This window comes from Propioniciclava sinopodophylli (genome assembly GCF_004324755.1).
Taxonomy (GTDB): domain Bacteria; phylum Actinomycetota; class Actinomycetes; order Propionibacteriales; family Propionibacteriaceae; genus Propioniciclava; species Propioniciclava sinopodophylli.
This window is the reverse complement of the sequence record NZ_SDMQ01000001.1, coordinates 44,578-60,978: the sequence shown is the minus strand read 5'-3', so window position 1 is coordinate 60,978 and position 16,401 is coordinate 44,578. Positions and strand designations below refer to the sequence as shown.

At 72.4% G+C, this 16,401-nt stretch carries 13 protein-coding genes; 6 read left to right on the top strand and 7 right to left on the bottom strand.

Annotated elements, in window-relative coordinates; translation table 11 throughout:
* The first annotated feature begins 164 nt into the window (after positions 1-164).
* Positions 165-1,796, top strand: a complete 1,632-nt coding sequence (gene groL, locus ET989_RS00285) for a chaperonin GroEL (protein WP_131166569.1) — start codon at positions 165-167, stop codon at positions 1,794-1,796.
* A 72-nt stretch (positions 1,797-1,868) separates the two neighbouring features.
* Here groL and ET989_RS00280 read toward each other — a convergent pair whose 3' ends face one another.
* Positions 1,869-3,176 carry a M1 family metallopeptidase gene (locus ET989_RS00280; protein ID WP_206662156.1) on the bottom strand — a complete coding sequence of 436 codons (1,308 nt, stop codon included), beginning with the start codon at positions 3,174-3,176 and terminating at the stop codon, positions 1,869-1,871.
* On the bottom strand, positions 3,160-7,035 hold the full coding sequence (locus ET989_RS00275) for a Pls/PosA family non-ribosomal peptide synthetase (protein WP_206662155.1): 3,876 nt from the start codon (positions 7,033-7,035) through the stop codon (positions 3,160-3,162). Before ET989_RS00275 ends, ET989_RS00280 begins: the two co-directional genes overlap by 17 nt.
* Positions 7,036-7,185: 150 nt before the next feature.
* On the opposite strand from ET989_RS00275, the gene ET989_RS00270 reads away from it, so the two are divergent.
* Entirely contained in the window at positions 7,186-7,896 is a 711-nt protein-coding gene (locus tag ET989_RS00270) for a copper homeostasis protein CutC (protein ID WP_131166567.1), read from the top strand.
* Between the two features lie 193 nt (positions 7,897-8,089).
* On the opposite strand, the gene ET989_RS00265 is transcribed toward ET989_RS00270, so the two are convergent.
* From ET989_RS00265 to ET989_RS00250, 4 genes are all read right to left on the bottom strand, one after another.
* Positions 8,090-9,070, bottom strand: a complete 981-nt coding sequence (locus ET989_RS00265) for a hypothetical protein (RefSeq protein ID WP_131166566.1) — start codon at positions 9,068-9,070, stop codon at positions 8,090-8,092.
* A 254-nt stretch (positions 9,071-9,324) separates the two neighbouring features.
* A complete protein-coding gene (locus tag ET989_RS00260; RefSeq protein WP_131166565.1) occupies positions 9,325-10,281 on the bottom strand; it encodes a cation diffusion facilitator family transporter in 957 nt (318 codons plus the stop codon).
* A 92-nt stretch (positions 10,282-10,373) separates the two neighbouring features.
* Positions 10,374-10,925 carry an NUDIX hydrolase gene (locus ET989_RS00255; protein ID WP_131166564.1) on the bottom strand — a complete coding sequence of 184 codons (552 nt, stop codon included), beginning with the start codon at positions 10,923-10,925 and terminating at the stop codon, positions 10,374-10,376.
* Positions 10,922-11,887: a hypothetical protein gene (locus ET989_RS00250; protein WP_131166563.1), complete on the bottom strand. Its 966-nt coding sequence runs from the start codon at positions 11,885-11,887 to the stop codon at positions 10,922-10,924. The genes ET989_RS00255 and ET989_RS00250 overlap by 4 nt, the downstream gene beginning before the upstream one ends.
* A 115-nt stretch (positions 11,888-12,002) precedes the next feature.
* On the opposite strand from ET989_RS00250, the gene ET989_RS00245 reads away from it, so the two are divergent.
* Genes ET989_RS00245 through ET989_RS00235 form a run of 3 tightly spaced genes read left to right on the top strand, consistent with a single transcriptional unit; the run spans position 12,003 to position 14,698 of the window.
* Positions 12,003-12,389, top strand: coding sequence for a cold-shock protein (locus ET989_RS00245; protein WP_131166562.1), 387 nt, complete (start codon positions 12,003-12,005; stop codon positions 12,387-12,389).
* Entirely contained in the window at positions 12,386-13,165 is a 780-nt protein-coding gene (locus ET989_RS00240; RefSeq protein ID WP_131166561.1) for a DUF3027 domain-containing protein, read from the top strand. Before ET989_RS00245 ends, ET989_RS00240 begins: the two co-directional genes overlap by 4 nt.
* 51 nt (positions 13,166-13,216) lie before the next feature.
* Positions 13,217-14,698, top strand: a complete 1,482-nt coding sequence (locus ET989_RS00235; RefSeq protein WP_131166560.1) for an NCS2 family permease — start codon at positions 13,217-13,219, stop codon at positions 14,696-14,698.
* Here ET989_RS00235 and ET989_RS00230 read toward each other — a convergent pair whose 3' ends face one another.
* Positions 14,699-15,355, bottom strand: coding sequence for a hypothetical protein (locus ET989_RS00230; RefSeq protein ID WP_131166559.1), 657 nt, complete (start codon positions 15,353-15,355; stop codon positions 14,699-14,701). It lies immediately after the preceding gene.
* Positions 15,356-15,420: 65 nt separating this feature from the next.
* Between ET989_RS00230 and ET989_RS00225 the strand changes: the two genes are divergently transcribed.
* Positions 15,421-16,386: a hypothetical protein gene (locus ET989_RS00225; protein ID WP_131166558.1), complete on the top strand. Its 966-nt coding sequence runs from the start codon at positions 15,421-15,423 to the stop codon at positions 16,384-16,386.
* The last annotated feature ends 15 nt before the right edge of the window (positions 16,387-16,401 follow it).

Below are 16,401 nucleotides of genomic sequence, written 5' to 3'. Positions count from 1 at the left end.
GGGTAGCACTCGCTTGTCTCGAGTGCTAACGGGCTGGTAAACATGTAGTTGGCACTCTCCGGTTGAGAGTGCCACCAGCACCGGCCGTGTGAGACCTGCCGATCAGGTCGTCCGTCGCGGGCACCGTCCGGGGCAAGGCAAAGACATTCGAAAGGGCTGCCGCAGTGGCAAAGCTGATTGAATTCAACGTCGAGGCCCGCCGCGGGCTCGAGCGGGGCATGAACATCCTCGCCGACGCGGTGAAGGTGACGCTCGGCCCGAAGGGTCGCAACGTCGTCCTCGAGAAGAAGTGGGGAGCCCCCACGATCACCAACGACGGCGTCTCCATCGCCAAGGAGATCGAGCTGGAGGATCCGTTCGAGAAGATCGGCGCCGAGCTCGTCAAGGAGGTCGCCAAGAAGACCGACGACGTCGCGGGCGACGGCACCACCACGGCCACCGTGGTGGCCCAGGCCATGGTCCGTGAGGGCCTGCGCAACGTCACCGCCGGCGCCAACCCGATGAGCCTCAAGCGCGGCATCGAGAAGGCCGTCGCCGCCATCGCCGAGGAGCTGGCCGCCCAGGCCAAGCCGGTCGACACCAAGGAGCAGATCGCCGCCACGGCGTCCATCTCCGCCGCCGACCCGACCGTGGGCGAGATCATCGCCGAGGCCATGGACAAGGTGGGCAAGGAGGGTGTCATCACCGTCGAGGAGTCCAACACCTTCGGGCTGGACCTCGAGCTCACCGAGGGCATGCGCTTCGACAAGGGCTACATCTCCCCGTACTTCGTGACCGACGCCGAGCGCATGGAGGCCGTCCTCGACGACCCCTACATCCTCATCGCCAACAGCAAGGTCTCGAACCTGAAGGACCTCCTTCCCGTGCTGGAGAAGGTCATGCAGGCCGGGCGTCCGCTTCTCGTCATCGCCGAGGACGTCGACGGTGAGGCCCTCGCCGGCCTGATCGTCAACAAGATCCGCGGCACCTTCAAGTCGCTGGCCGTCAAGGCCCCCGGCTTCGGTGACCGCCGCAAGGCCATGCTCGGTGACATCGCCATCCTCACCGGTGGCCAGGTCATCTCCGAGGAGGTCGGCCTCAAGCTGGACGCCGTGACCGTCGAGCTGCTCGGCCGCGCGCGCCAGGTCATCGTCACCAAGGACGAGACCACCATCGTCGACGGTGCCGGCGACTCCGCGCAGATCGAGGGCCGCGTGGCCCAGATCCGCCGCGAGATCGAGAACTCCGACTCCGACTACGACCGCGAGAAGCTGCAGGAGCGCCTCGCCAAGCTGGCCGGCGGCGTGGCCGTCATCAAGGTCGGCGCGGCCACCGAGGTCGAGCTCAAGGAGCGCAAGCACCGCATCGAGGACGCCGTGCGCAACGCCAAGGCGGCCGTCGAGGAGGGCATCCTCGCCGGTGGCGGCGTCGCGCTGCTCCAGGCCGCTGCCGCGGTCAAGGAGAAGGTCTCCTCCGAGCTCGAGGGCGACGAGAAGATCGGCGCCCAGATCGTCTTCACCGCGGCCTCGGCCCCGCTGAAGCAGATCGCCGAGAACGCCGGCCTCGAGGGCGGAGTCGTGGCGGAGAAGGTCTCCGGCCTCGAGCCGGGCAAGGGCCTCAACGCAGCGACCGGCGAGTACGTCGACATGCTGGAGGCGGGCATCCCCGACCCGGCCAAGGTGACCCGCTCGGCCCTGCAGAACGCGGCGTCCATCGCAGCGCTGTTCCTCACCACCGAGGCCGTCATCGCGGACAAGCCCGAGAAGGCTCCCGCAATGCCGGCCGGTGGCGACGACATGGGTGGCATGGGCTTCTGACCCACGCCGCACGGCGCAACGCAACACCCGACCACAGGGCGTCCCGCACACGCGGGGCGCCCTGTGGCGTCGTCAGGGTCTTTTAAGACGCGGGCAGGGCGGCAGGGCGACCCCGTCCAGCCACGCGGCCAGCAGCGCCGACTGGTCGGTCCCGGTGACGCGCGCCACGTGGTCGACGAACGCGCGCGTCGTGACCACCTCGTGGTCGGCCACCCACGTGCGGCAGGCGGTGAAGAACGACTCGTCGCCGAGTGCTGCCCTGAGCGCGTGCAGGGTCAGCGCCCCGCGCTTGTACACCCAGTCGTCGAACATCGCGGCCATGCCCGGGTTCGACAGCGGCGTGGCCTGCTTCTGCATCGGGAGTGCCTTGTGGTGGCGGGCGGCGCGCTCGTCGGCGCTCCCCAGGCCGCGGTGCTCCGACCAGAGCCACTCGGTGTAGCAGGCGAAGCCCTCGTGCAGCCAGATGTCGGACAAGAGCGCCGACGTGACCTTGTTGCCGAACCACTGGTGGGCGAGCTCGTGCACGACGAGCCGCTCGTTGTCCCACGTGTCGGCCAGGTGGTTGGTGCCGAAGCTCGCCATCGCCATCGCCTCGAGCGGGATCTCCAGCGGCTCGTCCACCACCACCGCACGGTAGGAGTGGAACGGGTACGGCCCGAACCAGCCCTCGAGGGCGTCCAGCATGGTGGGCAGCCGCAGGAGGGGGGACGCCCCGGCCACGACCGTGGCGCGCGGCCGCACGAGCGTGACCCTGTCGCCCGAGCCGGGCAGGGCCTGATCGACCAGGCGTCCGATCACGAGGCTCACGAGGTAGGGCGCGGTGGGGGCGTCCTCGACGAAGACGGACGTGGTGCGCCCGGCCCGCGTCGTGGTGCTGGCCGTCCGGCCCGTGGCGACGGCGGTGTACTCGGCCTCGGTGGTGACCGCGATGCGGTAGGTGGCGCGATCGTCAGCACGGTCGTTGCAGGGGTAGAACGACGGGGCACCGTAGGGCTGCGAGGCGACGAGGATGCCGTCGGTGAGTTCCTCCCAGCCGGCGGGGCCGTGGGCGCCCGGGACCGGGCCCGGCTTGCCGCTGTAGCCGACCTGCAGGGTGGTGCGCTCGCCGACGGCCAGCGGGGCCGACAGCTGGACCGTGAGGACGCGCGCCTTGTGGACGTACTTGGGCGGTTTAGCGCCGCCGACGCGCACCTTGTCGACGTGGAGGCCGCTCAGGTCCAGCCGCAGCGTGGTGACGGGGTGCAGGGCGCGGATCGTGAGGGTGGCCGTGGCGTCCAGGCGGTTGGTAGCGGTGCGGTAGTCCAGCTTGAGGTCGTAGTGCTCGACCGCGTAGGAGACGTCACCGTGCCCGGGCAGGTAGGGATCAGGGACGACGCGCACCGGACGATCCTGCCACATCGGCCCACGGGCCGATCGGGTTGCCGATCCACCGCGTGCGGCGCGGCACGGACTCACCGCGCATCACCAGCGACGCCGGCCCGATCGTCGAGTGCCGGCCCACGGTCGCGCCGGGCAGCACGACGCTGTTGGGGGACAGCGTGGCTCCGGACTTCACGACCACCGTGTCCAGCGCCAGCACGCGGTCGTGGAACAGGTGGGTCTGCACCACGACGCCGCGCGAGATGGTCGCGCCCGGGCCGATCTCGACGAGGTCGGGCTCGGGCAGCCAGTACGTCTCGTTCCACACCCCGGCGCCGATGCGGGCGCCCATGGTGCGGAGCCAGACGTTCAGCAGCGGCGTCCCGGTGGCCCAGCGGGCGAACCAAGGGGCGGTCACCAACTCGACGAACTGGTCGGCCAGCTCGTTGCGCCACACGAAGGAGCTCCACAGCGGGTGCTCGCCCGACTCGACCCGGCCGACCAGCAGTCGCTTGGGCAGAACCGACAGCCAGGTCGACAGGTAGCCGGCCACCACGAGCACGACCCCGCCCAAGGCCACCGCCAGCCACCACGAGACGGACGCCAGCGCCAGGAGTGCGGCGACGACGCCGACGCCCAGTGCCATCGACACCATGACCGCGACGATGCGGAAACTCTCGACCACGGCCCGCGCCACGCGCAGGCGGCGGGGCGGGTCGTAGGTCAGGGACTCGTCGACGTCCTGCACCGCGCGTCGCAGGGGAGCGGGCGGGGAGCCGATCCACGAGGTGGTCTTGCGCGCCAGAGCGCGCGGCGGCGCGGACGACAGCACCGCGACCAGACCCCGTGCCGGCACCTTGCGGCCGGGGGCGGCCATGCCGGAGTTGCCGAGGAACGCGTGCTTGCCCACGCGCGTCCGGGCCGTTCGCAGCCAGCCGCCGCCGAGCTCGTAGCCGCCGACGAGGGTGTCGTCGGCCAGGAACGACCCTTCGCCGACCGACGCCAGCTTCGGGATCATCAGCACGGTGGACGCCTCGGCGTCCTTCCCCATCTCGGCGCCCAGCAGCCGCAGCCACACGGTGGTGAACCAGCCTGCGTACAGCGGGTAGAGCCACGTGCGGGACTCGTCGAGCACCCGCACGGTCGACCACGCCGCCAGGCCGCGGCCCGAGTGCACCGGAACGGGCCCCTCGGTGACGAAGGGCGCCAGCGCGCGGACCAGGCCGAGTACGAGCAACGCGACGAGGGCGAACCCGAGCAGCACGGCGAGCGGCAGCAAGGCCAGGGCGTGCCCGAGCAGGGCGGTGATGCCGGCACCGGCCGGCGCGGTCGCGAGCACCAGTGCCACGCCCGCGGCCAGTCCCGCGACCGGGATGCCCCCGATCACGAGCGAGGCGGCCACGTAGCCGAACCACCACGCCGGACGCCGCGGGGGCGGTGCGCCCCACGGCCCGCGGGCCTGGCGCTTGGCCTTCGCAGCGGGGGACCCTGTCCAGTACTCGCCGGCGGGGACGTCGCCGACCACCGCCGAGCCGGGCCCGACCTCGGCGCCTGCGCCGACCACCGTGTCGGGGCCGAGGGTGGAGCGCATGCCGATGCGGGCGTCCTCTCCGATCGTGATGCGGCCCACGTGCAGGGTGTCGCCGTCGAGCCAGTGGCCCGCGAGGTCGGTCTCCAGCTCGAGGGTCGCGCCGTCGCCGATGGTCAGGTGGCCGGTGACCGGGGGCAGGGCGTGCAGGTCCACGCCGCGCCCGACCTGCGCCCCGAGTAGGCGGGCGTACCAGGCCATGCCGGGTGCGGCCGCGTTGCTGGTGGCCATCAGCTCCTCCTGGAGGCGCTCGGCCAGCCAGATGCGCAGGTGCGCTCGCCCGCCGCGCGGGTACCTACCGGGCACGACGGGCGCCAGCAGGACGCGGGCGCCCAACGCCGCCAGCACCATGCGCCCGGGTGGAAGCACGAACAGGACCCAGCCGAGCGCCACCAGCCACCACGGGACGGCCGCCACGGGCAGGGCGAGCCACCCGGCGAGGTTCACGCCGGTCGCCAGCCACGTCAGCCAGCGCAGGGCGCCGACCCCGCGCAGCGGGACGATCGCGATCAGCTGCGCCACGCGGGTCCGGCGCCGGACGGGCTCGACCCGGTCGTTCAGCGGGACGTCGGGGGCCTCCATCGCCGTGAGGTGGGCGGCCATCGCGCCGAGGGAGGCGTGGTCGTAGATGTCGGTGACACCGGCCTCGGGGAACCGCCGCCGGATGCCGGCCAGCAGGTGCGCGACGGCCAACGAGGTGCCGCCCAGGTCGAAGAAGTCGGCCGCCGGATCGGACACCACGGTGCCCAGGGTGTCGGCCCACAGCCCGGCGAGCCAGGCCTCGTCCTCCGTCAGTGCGGCGGCCTCACCCGACGCCGCCGACTCGGCCGGGCCGCCGGACAGGGGCCACGGCAGGGCGTCCCGGTCGATCTTGCCGGAGGTGCGCGTGGGCAGGTCGTCGACGACCGCCAGCCGGGGGACCAGTGCCGCCGGCAGCTGCTCACGCAGGATCGCCGTGGCCGCGTGGGTGTCGAAGTCGGGGTCGGCGGCGAGGTAGCCGACGAGCACCTGCGTGCCTGCGGCGGTCTTTCGCACGGCCGCTGCGCCGCCCCGGACGCCGGGCAGCGCCGACAGGGCGGCGTCCAACTCGCCGAGCTCGATGCGTCGGCCGCCGACCTTGACCTGGTCGTCGGCGCGGCCGAGGAACAGCAGGCCCTGGGGGTCGTCGACGACGAGGTCGCCGGAGCGGTAGGCGCGCTCCCAGCCGAGCGAGGGCATGGGGGCGTACTTCTCGGCGTCCTTCACGGGGTCGAGGTAGCGGGCCAGGCCGACGCCGCCGATGACGAGCTCGCCCTGCCCGCCTGGCTCGACGGGGTTGCCGTCGTGGTCGACGACCGCGAGGTCCCAGCCGTCCAGGGCCCAGCCGATGCGTACCGTCTCGTGCGCGTGCACGCGGGCCCCGCAGGCGACGACGGTGGCCTCGGTGGGGCCGTAGGTGTTCCAGACCTCGCGGTGCTCGGTGGCGAACCGGATGCCGATCTCGGGCGGGCAGGCCTCGCCGCCGAGGATGAGCAGGCGGACGCGCTCGAGGGCGTCCGCCGGCCACAGCAGCACCAGGGTGGGCACCGTGGACACGATCGTGAGGCGGTGGGCGACCAGCCACGGCCCGAGGTCCATGCCGGACTTCACCAGCGAGCGAGGGGCAGGCACCAGACAGGCGCCGTAGCGCCAGGCGAGCCACATCTCCTCGCACGAGGCGTCGAACGCGACCGACAGCCCCGCCATCACGCGGTCGGTCTCGTTGATCGGGTCGTCCTGGCAGAACAGCCGTGCCTCGGCGTCCACGAAGGCGGCCGCCGAACGGTGCTGCACGGCGACGCCCTTGGGCTTGCCGGTGGAGCCGGAAGTGAAGATGATCCAGGCGTCGTCGTCGAGCTGGACCTCGGGCAGCGCCTCCCGTGCCTGCCGCCGTGGGCCACGGGTCGTCAGGGACAACCCGTTGCCGAGCACCCCAGCGACCGCGGCCTCGTCGAACACGGTGCGGGCCCGCTCATCGGGGTCGTCGGCGTCCACCGGGACGTAGGCCGAGCCGGCCAGCAGGATGCCCATGATCGCGACGTAGAGATCGGTGGTGCCCGAAGCGATGCGGACGCCCACGCGGTCGCCCCGCCCGATGCCGGCTGCGGCGAGTTCGACCGCGACCTCCTCGGCCGCCCCGGCGAACTCGGCGTAGCTGAGCACCTCCACGCCGTTGTCGAGGGCGTGCGCGTCGCCCACGGCGTCCACGGTGGCGCGGAAGACGTCCACGAGCGTGCGGGGCGGCGGGGCGAGGTGGGCGCGGAGCTGCGTCACGGGGGTTGGCTCCTCCTGGGTTCCAGCGTTACCGATGTATCGCCAGCGATGTATCGTACCGCATCCGGGTGAACGGACGGTGACACGCCCGCAGCGCGATGTGCGGCGGTGCTGCCCGGTCTCGCGCACCGCGTCCGGCAAGATGGGGGCATGAGCGGGACGCTGGAGGTCCGGGTGCTGGCCGCGCACGACGCCGTGCCCGCGGAGGCCGGGGGAGCCGACCGCCTCGAGGTTGTGGGGGAGCCGGTGGACGACGCCCGTTCGCCCGAACCACGCGCGGTGGCGGCGATCAGGGACAGGACTAACATCCACCTGCGACCGGTGGTGCGGCTGCGCGAGGGCTACTCGACCGACGGCGGCGAGCTGGTCCGGCTGCGCGGCCTGGTGGCCGCCTACCTGGACGCCGGCGCTGACGGCCTCGTGTTCGGGTTCCTCAACGGGCTGGGCGAGGTGGACGCCGAGGTCATCGGCGCGCTGATGGACGGCTTCACCTGCCCGTGGACCTTCTCCCGCGCCTTCGACACCGTGCTCGACTCCGACGACGCGTGGACCGCGGCGCGGCGGTTGCCGGGCCTCGACGGCGTCCGGACGGCCGGCTCGGCCCGCACGCTGGAACACGGCCTGGACGACCTCGTCCGCCGCGCCAAGACGGACGCCGAGGTCGCGGCCCTGGTCGTCGCCGACGGCCAGCTCCACCCCGACCACGTGCCGTGGTTGGCGCGCGCGGGCGTCCGGCAGTTCCACCTGGACGACCAGGTCCGGCCCGGCGGCTCCCGCAAGGCCTACGTCGACGAGGCCCTCGTCCGCTCGTGGCGCACGCTGATCGACACGGAGGTGGCGCACGCCGTGCGGCGTGTCTGAGTGACGGTCCTCGCGCCTGTGCGACAAGCCTGAGTGACGGTTCGCGCGCCGGGCGACAAACCTGAGTGACGGTTCCCGCGCCGGGCGACAACCTGAGTGACGGTGCCCGCGCCGGGCGACAAACCTGAGTGACCGGTTGCACGCCAGGGCGTGGGTTCTGCCGCTCAGGTTTGTCACCCAGGGTGCAGGGTCGTCAGCCAGACTTGTCGCCCGGGGGCGCGTCGAGGACCACGCGGACGCCCTTGGGCGCCCGTCCTCTGTGTGTCACCAAGGTGGCAGCGAGTTCGTCGAGGAAGCGTGTGGGGGATTCGGCGAGCGCGGTCGGCGTCACCCCGATCACGGCCAGACCGACAGCGGTGTACCGGTTGTCCGCCTGGACGGTGGCGTTCCAGCGGTCTCGGCCGTCCGGGGCCTCACCGTCGTGGAATGCGCGGGAATGCACCTGGACGACGACCCCTTCCTCCTCGAAGTACCCGTCCGGGCGTCCGATGAGCACGCCCGACTCATCTTCGAGGCGCGGGTTGGGGAGCATGCGCGGGAACCGGGGGTCCTCGGCCACCAGCGTCCCCAGCGTGGCCTCGGGCAACGACCAGGCGCCGCGGCGGAATGCCGCACACCCGTCGGTGACGGCGCCGAGGCCGATCCAGCCACTGGCGGTCACCTCGGCGTCCAACCTGTCGAGCGTGGTGAGCCTTCGTTGCAGGGCCGCGATCGTCCAACCGGTGATGTCCCGGGCCGATGCCTCCTTGTAACGGGCGGCGTCCACCAGTGCGCGCTCCACCGGCGCGACCGCGATGTCGTCGCGGACGGACGCGCGGGGCGCCCGTCGTGTACGGCGCAGTTCCATGCCGTGAATCGTTTCGCGGTTCCGTCCGTTCCGCCGGGTGAGGAACCGTGTGATGGGGGAGAACGCCGTGAGGGCGAGGCCGTGTCGAGCCAGGGCTCGCGTGCCGGTGAGGGCAGTGTCATGGCCGGCCCAGAGCCAGCCGGCCACGGTGATGTCGTCCACGGCGACGTGGCTTTGATGGGGGAGGTAGACGCGAGGGAGGACGCGCGAGCCCGTCGTGGCGACCAGGTGGGAGAGCGCGGAGTAGGTCCAGCCGGCGGCGAGGAGCTGCGAGGTCGTCGCGAAGCCGCGTTGACCATCGATCTCGGGGAATCGTGGATGGGGCATGCCGTGACAATGGGCAGTCCGGGTCGATTCTGGTCACTCAATCCGAGGACCTGTGGAAAACGCGGACGATCCACAGGTCGTGCGGCGGGTCTGGCTGATCCTCCATCAATCCGGGTTGCGTATCTGAGTGACCAAACACGCGCCCCAGCGCGGCATCCGTCAGCCAGATCTGTCACCCGGGGCTGAGTGGCGTCACTCAGACACGCGACCCACGCGCCAGCACCCCAGCCCCGTCACTCAGATCCGTCGCCCACTCAGATCGAGTGGTCCTCCGGGACCGGCGCCGCGGGCGGGGGCTCGGGGTGGTCGGAGCGTCCCGGCTCGATGTGAACGACCGTCTGGCACTCGGGGAACGTCGCACCTACGGCCGCCTCGATGTCGTCGGCCAGGTCGTGGCTGCGGGCGACCGTCCAGTGTCCGGGGACGACCACGGTGGTCTGTACGAACCGCTGGCGGCCCGACTCGCGGGTGCGCAGGTCGGTCACGGTGACCCGGTCGTCGCCGATCACGCCGTCGATGGCGGAGCGGATCGCGGTGACCTCCTCGGCCGGCAGGGCGGCGTCCAGCAGGCCGACCGACGAGCGGCGCAGCAGCTTGCCGCCGGTCCAGAGGATGTTGACGCCGACCACGAGGGCGACGACGGGGTCGATCCACAGCTGGTCGGGGAAGACGAACAGCAGGCCGATGCCGACGATGACACCGACCGTGGTCCACACGTCGGTGAGCAGGTGGTGGCCGTCGGCCTCCAGCGTGATCGAGCGGTGCTTGCGGCCGGCGCGGACGAGGATGGCCCCTACCACCAGGTTGATGAGAGTGGCCACCACCGACAGCACGAGGCCGATGCCCACCTCCTCCAGCGGTTGCGGGTTCGCCAGGCGCTGGATGGCGGTGACGATGATGCCGGCGGCCGCGACGAAGATCAGCGCGCCCTCGACCAGCGAGGACATGTACTCGGCCTTGCCGTGCCCGAAGTCGTGGTTGTGGTCCGCCGGCTTGCCCGACACGATCAGCGCCCACAGGGCGACCATGGCGGCGAGCAGGTTGACGATGGACTCCATGGCGTCGGAGAGGAAGCCGACAGAGCCGGTGATCCAGGCGGCCGCGAACTTGATGGACACTGTCAGCACAGCGGCGATGATCGAGAGCACGATGAAGCGCAGCAGGAACTTCGTCGACACCTCCGCCTCGGCGGTGGGCACGTTGCTCTGCATGGTGGATCCTCTCGGGTGGGCCCAGAAAAGGTTAGTCGCGGCGCGCGGGATCGTGCCGGCGTTGCCATCTGATGCGCTCGACCGGTGGGGGCTCAGATCGGGACGGTCGACTCCTCGACGCGGCCGACGTCGCCGGGCCACGCGTCGGGCGTGCCGGCGGACGCCACCACCTCGGGCAGGTTGCCCGGCCAGACCTCGTCCGGCAGGTCGGCCAGCCCGTCGAGCGGGAGCCACGCGTGGCCGGCGAGCGTGCGCAGCTCGTGGGGGGTGTGGCCGGCGGTGTCGACCTCGAACCGTTCGGTGCGCAGCACGTAGAAGCACTCGGACTGCTCGCACACCTGGTCGGAGTAGCCGTGCGCGGCCACCCGGCGCATGACCGGCCCCACGAGGTCGGACGCGCTGGCCCGCAGCCCGGTCTCCTCCTCGAGCTCGCGCAGCGCGGTCTGCTCCTCGGTCTCGCCCGGGTCCATGCCGCCGCCGGGCGTCACCCACCACCGCGACCCCGGGATGCCCGGGTCGGTGTCGGCGAACAGCAGGACGTGGGTCCCGTCGGTGACGACCACCCGGACGCCACGGCGGGTCTTGAACGGGCGCTGCCCGGGGGGAACAGGCGTGAACGTCCGCGACCGGAACGGCTCGCTCACAGGCCCTCCTCGGGCGGCTCTCCCCGGCGCATCGCATCTCCGACGATGAGCGGGACGACGATGACCAGCGCCAGGCACGCCAGCTGAGCCCACCCGGTGGAGGCGTCGTACCAGGTGAACAGGTCGAGCGCCCCGTAGTAGCTGAACTGGCCGATCAGCCCCAGCAGGAAGCTGCCCAGGATCGACCCGGAGAACACCCGCCCGACCACGCGCCGGCGGTACCGGACGCGGACCGCCAGCACGGACGCCACGAACAGCAGCGCGAGCGACAGCGGCGCCACGAGCGCCCCGACGCCGAGGGTGATCAGGACGGCCGGGGTCGTGTTGCGGGCGATGGCTCCGACCGTGACGGGCTCGAAGCGACGCGGCGCGCCGGGTCGCTCCCACGGGGCCGGGCCCGGTTGGGGGAAGCCGCCCGGGTTCACCTGGGCCGGCGGCCACGTCGGCGGCGGCCCGGGGACGTTGGAGAGCGGCGGCGGCGCGCCCGGCGGGAACGGCTGCTGCGGTGCCCACGGCGGGGGAGCATCGACCGGTCGGCCCGGCGCCTGCGGGGCGCGCGCGTGACCCCACGCCGAGGCCGGGGGCGGCAGGGCCGGGTAGCCGTCCGGACCCATCTGCGGGATGGGAGCCGGGATCGGCGGCGCCCCCTCGGGCGGGGCGAGGGGGACCGGCTCGCCGTCGGGCGGAGGCAGCGTGCGCGGCGACCACGACGTCATCGGGGTGGACGCCACGTCGAACGCCTGGTGCGGGTCGCGGGTGGGGGCGCTGGGCGGCGCGACGGCGTCCAGCGGCGCGGCGTCCGGGGCGGCGTAGGTGGGCTGATGTGGCGGCGCGGGAGGCTCGGGTGCCGTGGCCGGGACGTCCGGCGGGGCGAGGTCGGGCAGGCGCGTGGCGTCCGGCTCGACGAACACGTCGGGGCGGTGGGTGGGCGCGTACTCGGGGCCGTCGGTCCAGTTGGCCACGGCATCCTCCTTCCGCGCGGTGCGCGTTCAGGGTACCCGAGGGCGCGTGGCGGCCGGTTGTCCGGCTCCGGTACGATGAGTCGGTCCCCAGTGTGACCAATCAGGAGTGAGTGCCATGCCGACCGGCCGCGTGCGGTTTTTCGATGCCGACAAGGGCTTCGGGTTCATCGCCAAGGATGGCGGGAGCGACGAGGTGTACGTGCACGCATCCGCGCTGCCCGCGGGCACGGCGACCCTGAAGAAGGGCCAGCCCGTCGAGTTCGGCATCATCGACGGACGCCGTGGCGAGCAGGCCATCTCGGTGCGCCTCCTGGAGGCCCCCGTGTCGCTGTCGAAGGCCCAGCGCAAGTCGCCGGACACGATGGCCGTCATCGTCGAGGACCTGATCAAGATGCTTGACTCGATCGGCAACGGCTACCGGCACCACCGGCACCCCGACGCCAAGCACGCCGCCAAGACCGCCCAGGTACTGCGCGCGGTCGCCGACGAGTTGGAGCTGTGAGCGTGGCGACGAAGACAATCGAGCTGGACGCCGCCTGCGCGGCCGCCGTCGACCTGGCCCGGGCCGCCGCCGAGGGGCGGGCGGACGTCGCCGGCGTCGGCGAGCACCTGGCCGTCGTGGGCGAGGACAGCCGCGTGGCCACCCACTACTTCGCCGTCGAGCACCCCGGCTACCACGGCTGGCGCTGGGCCGTGACCGTCGCCCGCGCCGCGCGCGCCCGCGTCGTCACCGTCAGCGAGGTCGTCATGCTGCCCGGCGAGGGCGCGCTGCTGGCCCCCGCGTGGGTGCCGTGGTCCGACCGCATCCAGGCCGGCGACGTCACCCCCGGCGTCCTCATGCCGACCGCCGACAACGACCCGCGCGTCGAGGCGGGCTTCACCGGGGGCGACTCGGCCCGCGACACCGAGCCGGCCGAGTGGGCCGCCACCCGCGCCGTGGTCGCCGAGCTGGGCCTGGGCCGCGAGCGCGTGATGAGCCAGTACGGCCGCGACGAGGCCGCAGACCGCTGGGTCGAGGGCGAGGGCGGCCCGCACAACGAAATGACCAAGCAGGCGCCGGGCGTCTGCCAGGGCTGCGCCTACTTCGTCCGCCTCACGGGGTCGCTGGGCCGCCAGTTCGGCGTCTGCGCCAACGAGTTCTCGCCGCAGGACGCGCACGTCGTCACCGTCGATCACGGGTGCGGCGCGCACTCCGACGTCGTGGAGCCGCAGCGCGGGGTCGACCTGCCGCGTCCGGTGTGGGACACCATCTCCACCGACGACCTGCTTTTCGACTGACACCCGAGACGGCCCGATCCATCGGTAGCGATGGGCCGTAGGCTGCGCTCCATGTCTTCCACCACAGCTCCTGTCGCGCCGGCGTCCGGGCTCGACGGGTACTTCGGCATCTCGCGCCGGGGTTCGTCGATCGCCCAAGAGGTCCGCGGCGGCCTCGTGACCTTCTTCACGATGGCCTACATCATCGCCCTGAACCCGCTCATCATCGGTACCACCCCCGACAAGGACGGCAACCTCGTGAGCGGCCTCTCGGCCGCCGACCCGGCCAACATCGGGCCCACCATCGCCATGGTCGCGGCCGCGACGGCCCTGGTCGCCGGCATCATGACAATCCTCATGGGCGTGGTCGGCCGCTTCCCGCTCGCGTTGGCGACCGGCCTGGGCCTCAACGCCATGCTCGCCTACGTGATCGCCCCGCAGGTCACCTGGCCGCAGGCCATGGGCCTGGTCGTGTGGGAGGGCATCATCATCCTCGTCCTGGTGCTCACTGGGTTCCGCGAGGCGGTCTTCCGCGCCGTGCCGCGCCCGCTGCGCACCGGAATCGCCGTCGGCATCGGCCTGTTCATCACGCTGGTCGGCCTGGCCGACGCCGGCATCGTCCGCCCCGGCAGCCCGCTGCTGCAGATGGGCGTCAACAACCACCTGCTCGGCTGGCCGATGGCGGTCTTCGTGGTGGGCCTGATCCTGCTCGTGCTGCTGTTCGTGCGCCGCGTCCCCGGCGCGATGCTCATCACGATCGTGAGCCTGACCGTGCTGGGGGTCATCCTCGAGGCCGTGCTGAAGATCGGGGCGAACCTCCCCGACGGTTCCAACCCCACCGGCTGGATGCTCAACGTGCCCGCCATCGAGGGTTCCGTGTTCAGCCTGCCCGACCTCTCCCTGCTCGGCCGGGTGGACATCTTCGGTGCGTTCACCGTCGGCCCGGAGGTCACGATCGCCATGCTGATGACGGTCTTCGCGCTGCTGCTGGCCGACTTCTTCGACTCGATGGGCACCATCGTGGCCGTGGGCGCCGAGGGCAACCTGCTCGGCGAGGACGGCAACCCCGAGCGCACCCGCGAGATCCTCGTGGTCGACTCGCTGGCCGCCGTGGCCGGTGGCCTCGGGTCCGTGTCGTCGAACACCTCCTACATCGAGTCGGCCGCCGGCGTCGGCGAGGGCGCCCGCACGGGCTTGGCCTCCGTCGTCACGGGGATCGCGTTCCTGCTCAGCCTGTTCCTGGCCCCGCTGGTCAAGCTGGTGCCGTCCGAGGCCGCGGCGCCCGCACTGGTGTTCGTCGGCTTCCTGATGCTGAGCCAGGTCATCCATGTCGACTGGACCGACCCGGAGGAGGGCTTCCCCGCCTTCATCACGATGATCGCCATGCCGTTCACCTACTCGATCACGGTGGGCATCGGCGCCGGCTTCATCTTCTACGTGCTCATCAAGCTCGTCCGCGGCAAGGCGCGCGAGGTGCACCCGCTGCTGTTCGCGGTGGCGGCGGCCTTCGTGCTGTTCTTCGCCGAGGGCGTGATCGGCGCGCTGATCAGCTAGTCAGCAGCGGTACCACACGACGAGGTCGGGCGCTGGGCGTCCGGCCTCGTCGGCGTCTGGGGCGCCGTTGGTGTAGACGCCCAGCCAGCCCGCCACGCGGCGGGCGAGGGCGTGCTCGCCCTCCAGCTGTCCGACCGCCTCGCCCCAGGCGGACGCCATGGCCACGGCCACACGGTTGCGGACGTACCCGTCGGCCATCCCCGGCAGCAGCTTGATCGGGAGCGCGGTGTCGCCCTTGAACAGCTGACGCAGGCCGTACCTGCTCGGCAGCCCCGCCGCGGCCATCGCGAAGTCGAGGTCGTCGATCGTGCGGTCGTCCGCCTCGAAGGCGAGGCTGTCGCGCGCGGTGGCGGCGACGAAGGCGTCCACGAGCGCCCAGGCGGCCTCGCGGCGGTCCGGCGGCACCTCGCGGCCGTGGGTGACGTCGTGGAGGTCGCGCCCGGTCGGGACGCCGGGCCGGACGACGGGTGCGCCCACCGCGCGCCGGGAGAAGGGGCCGAGCTTGCCGAGCAGCCCGCCCTCGCGGCGTCCTGGTGCCGGGGCGGGCGGCCACGTCGCGAGCGCGACGCTGCGCAGGCGGTCGACGGCGGCGTCCGTGCCCGAGAAGACGTCCCGCAACTCGTCGATGCTGATGGCGTGGAGGCTGACGGTGCCCATGGCCCCAGCCTGCCAGACGGCGACCCCGGGCAGGCCCTCTGGGGGTCGCCGACTAGACTGGCGCGGTGAAGCTCAAGGCGCGAAACCGGATCGTGACGGCAGCCCTCGTGCTCCTGCTCCTCCTGGTCGTCTTCGGTGCCCTGCTCTCGGGCGCGCCCCCCGCACGCGCCGCCGAAGCCTTCACCCTCACAGTCCGCTCCGCCCCGGTCGGCATGGCGACCGACCATGAGCGCTCCCGCTACTGGCTGCTCGACAAGGCGTCCGGACGCCTCTCGCTCACCGCGCTCGGGGCCGACGGGGCGGTGCAGGGCCACATGACCTCCCGCGACACCCTCGTGAACGCGACCGGATTGGCCTACGACGCCGGCGAGCTCTACGTGGGCGACGTCGGCGGCGAGCGCCCCGAGGTGACCGTCTACCAGGTGATGGAGCCGTGGCCGGCCACGGACATCCTCAAGGCTGTCCCGTTCGTGCTCACCTACCCCGACGGCGTGCACGTCGGCACCGCGATCCTGCTCGACCGCGACGGACGCCTCTATGTCGTCACCGGCGGCGACGCCCCCGGCATCTACGCCGCCCCGGTCGCGCCGTCCAGCTCCGAACCCAACGTGCTCGAGCGGGTGGGGGACGCCCCGGCCGGGACCACCGACGCCACCGTGCTGCGCGACGGGCGCTGGGTCGTGCGCACCGCGACCACGCTGGTCACCCTCGACGCCACCACCCACGAGCCCATCGGCGAGGTGGAGATCGGCGTCGAGGAGACCGGGCAGGTGCTCGCCCAGGGCTTGGCTGACGACACCGTGCTCACCGCGATGGGCCCCGGCGGCCTCGTGACGAGCACCGAGATCCCGGGGCCGGCACCCACCGCGACCCCGGCCCCTGCCCGCACCCGGGCCGCCGCACCGCGTCCGGTGGTGGCCGAGGCCGAGGACGACACGGCCACGTTCGAGCAGACCGGGACGACGTTCGCCGTTGGTGCGGCTGTGGCCGTGGCCGCGCTGGCGGGGCTGGTCGTCCTCGTCCGGCGCTAGGGTGGGCACGTCGAG

Excerpts from the sequence above, each read along its gene's own strand:
- ET989_RS00270 (WP_131166567.1), top strand. The coding sequence starts at position 7,186 with ATGAGCGGGACGCTGGAGGTCCGGGTGCTGGCCGCGCACGACGCCGTG.
- ET989_RS00265 (WP_131166566.1), bottom strand. The coding sequence starts at position 9,070 with ATGCCCCATCCACGATTCCCCGAGATCGATGGTCAACGCGGCTTCGCG.
- ET989_RS00260 (WP_131166565.1), bottom strand. The coding sequence starts at position 10,281 with ATGCAGAGCAACGTGCCCACCGCCGAGGCGGAGGTGTCGACGAAGTTC.
- ET989_RS00245 (WP_131166562.1), top strand. The coding sequence starts at position 12,003 with ATGCCGACCGGCCGCGTGCGGTTTTTCGATGCCGACAAGGGCTTCGGG.
- ET989_RS00235 (WP_131166560.1), top strand. The coding sequence starts at position 13,217 with ATGTCTTCCACCACAGCTCCTGTCGCGCCGGCGTCCGGGCTCGACGGG.
- ET989_RS00230 (WP_131166559.1), bottom strand. The coding sequence starts at position 15,355 with ATGGGCACCGTCAGCCTCCACGCCATCAGCATCGACGAGTTGCGGGAC.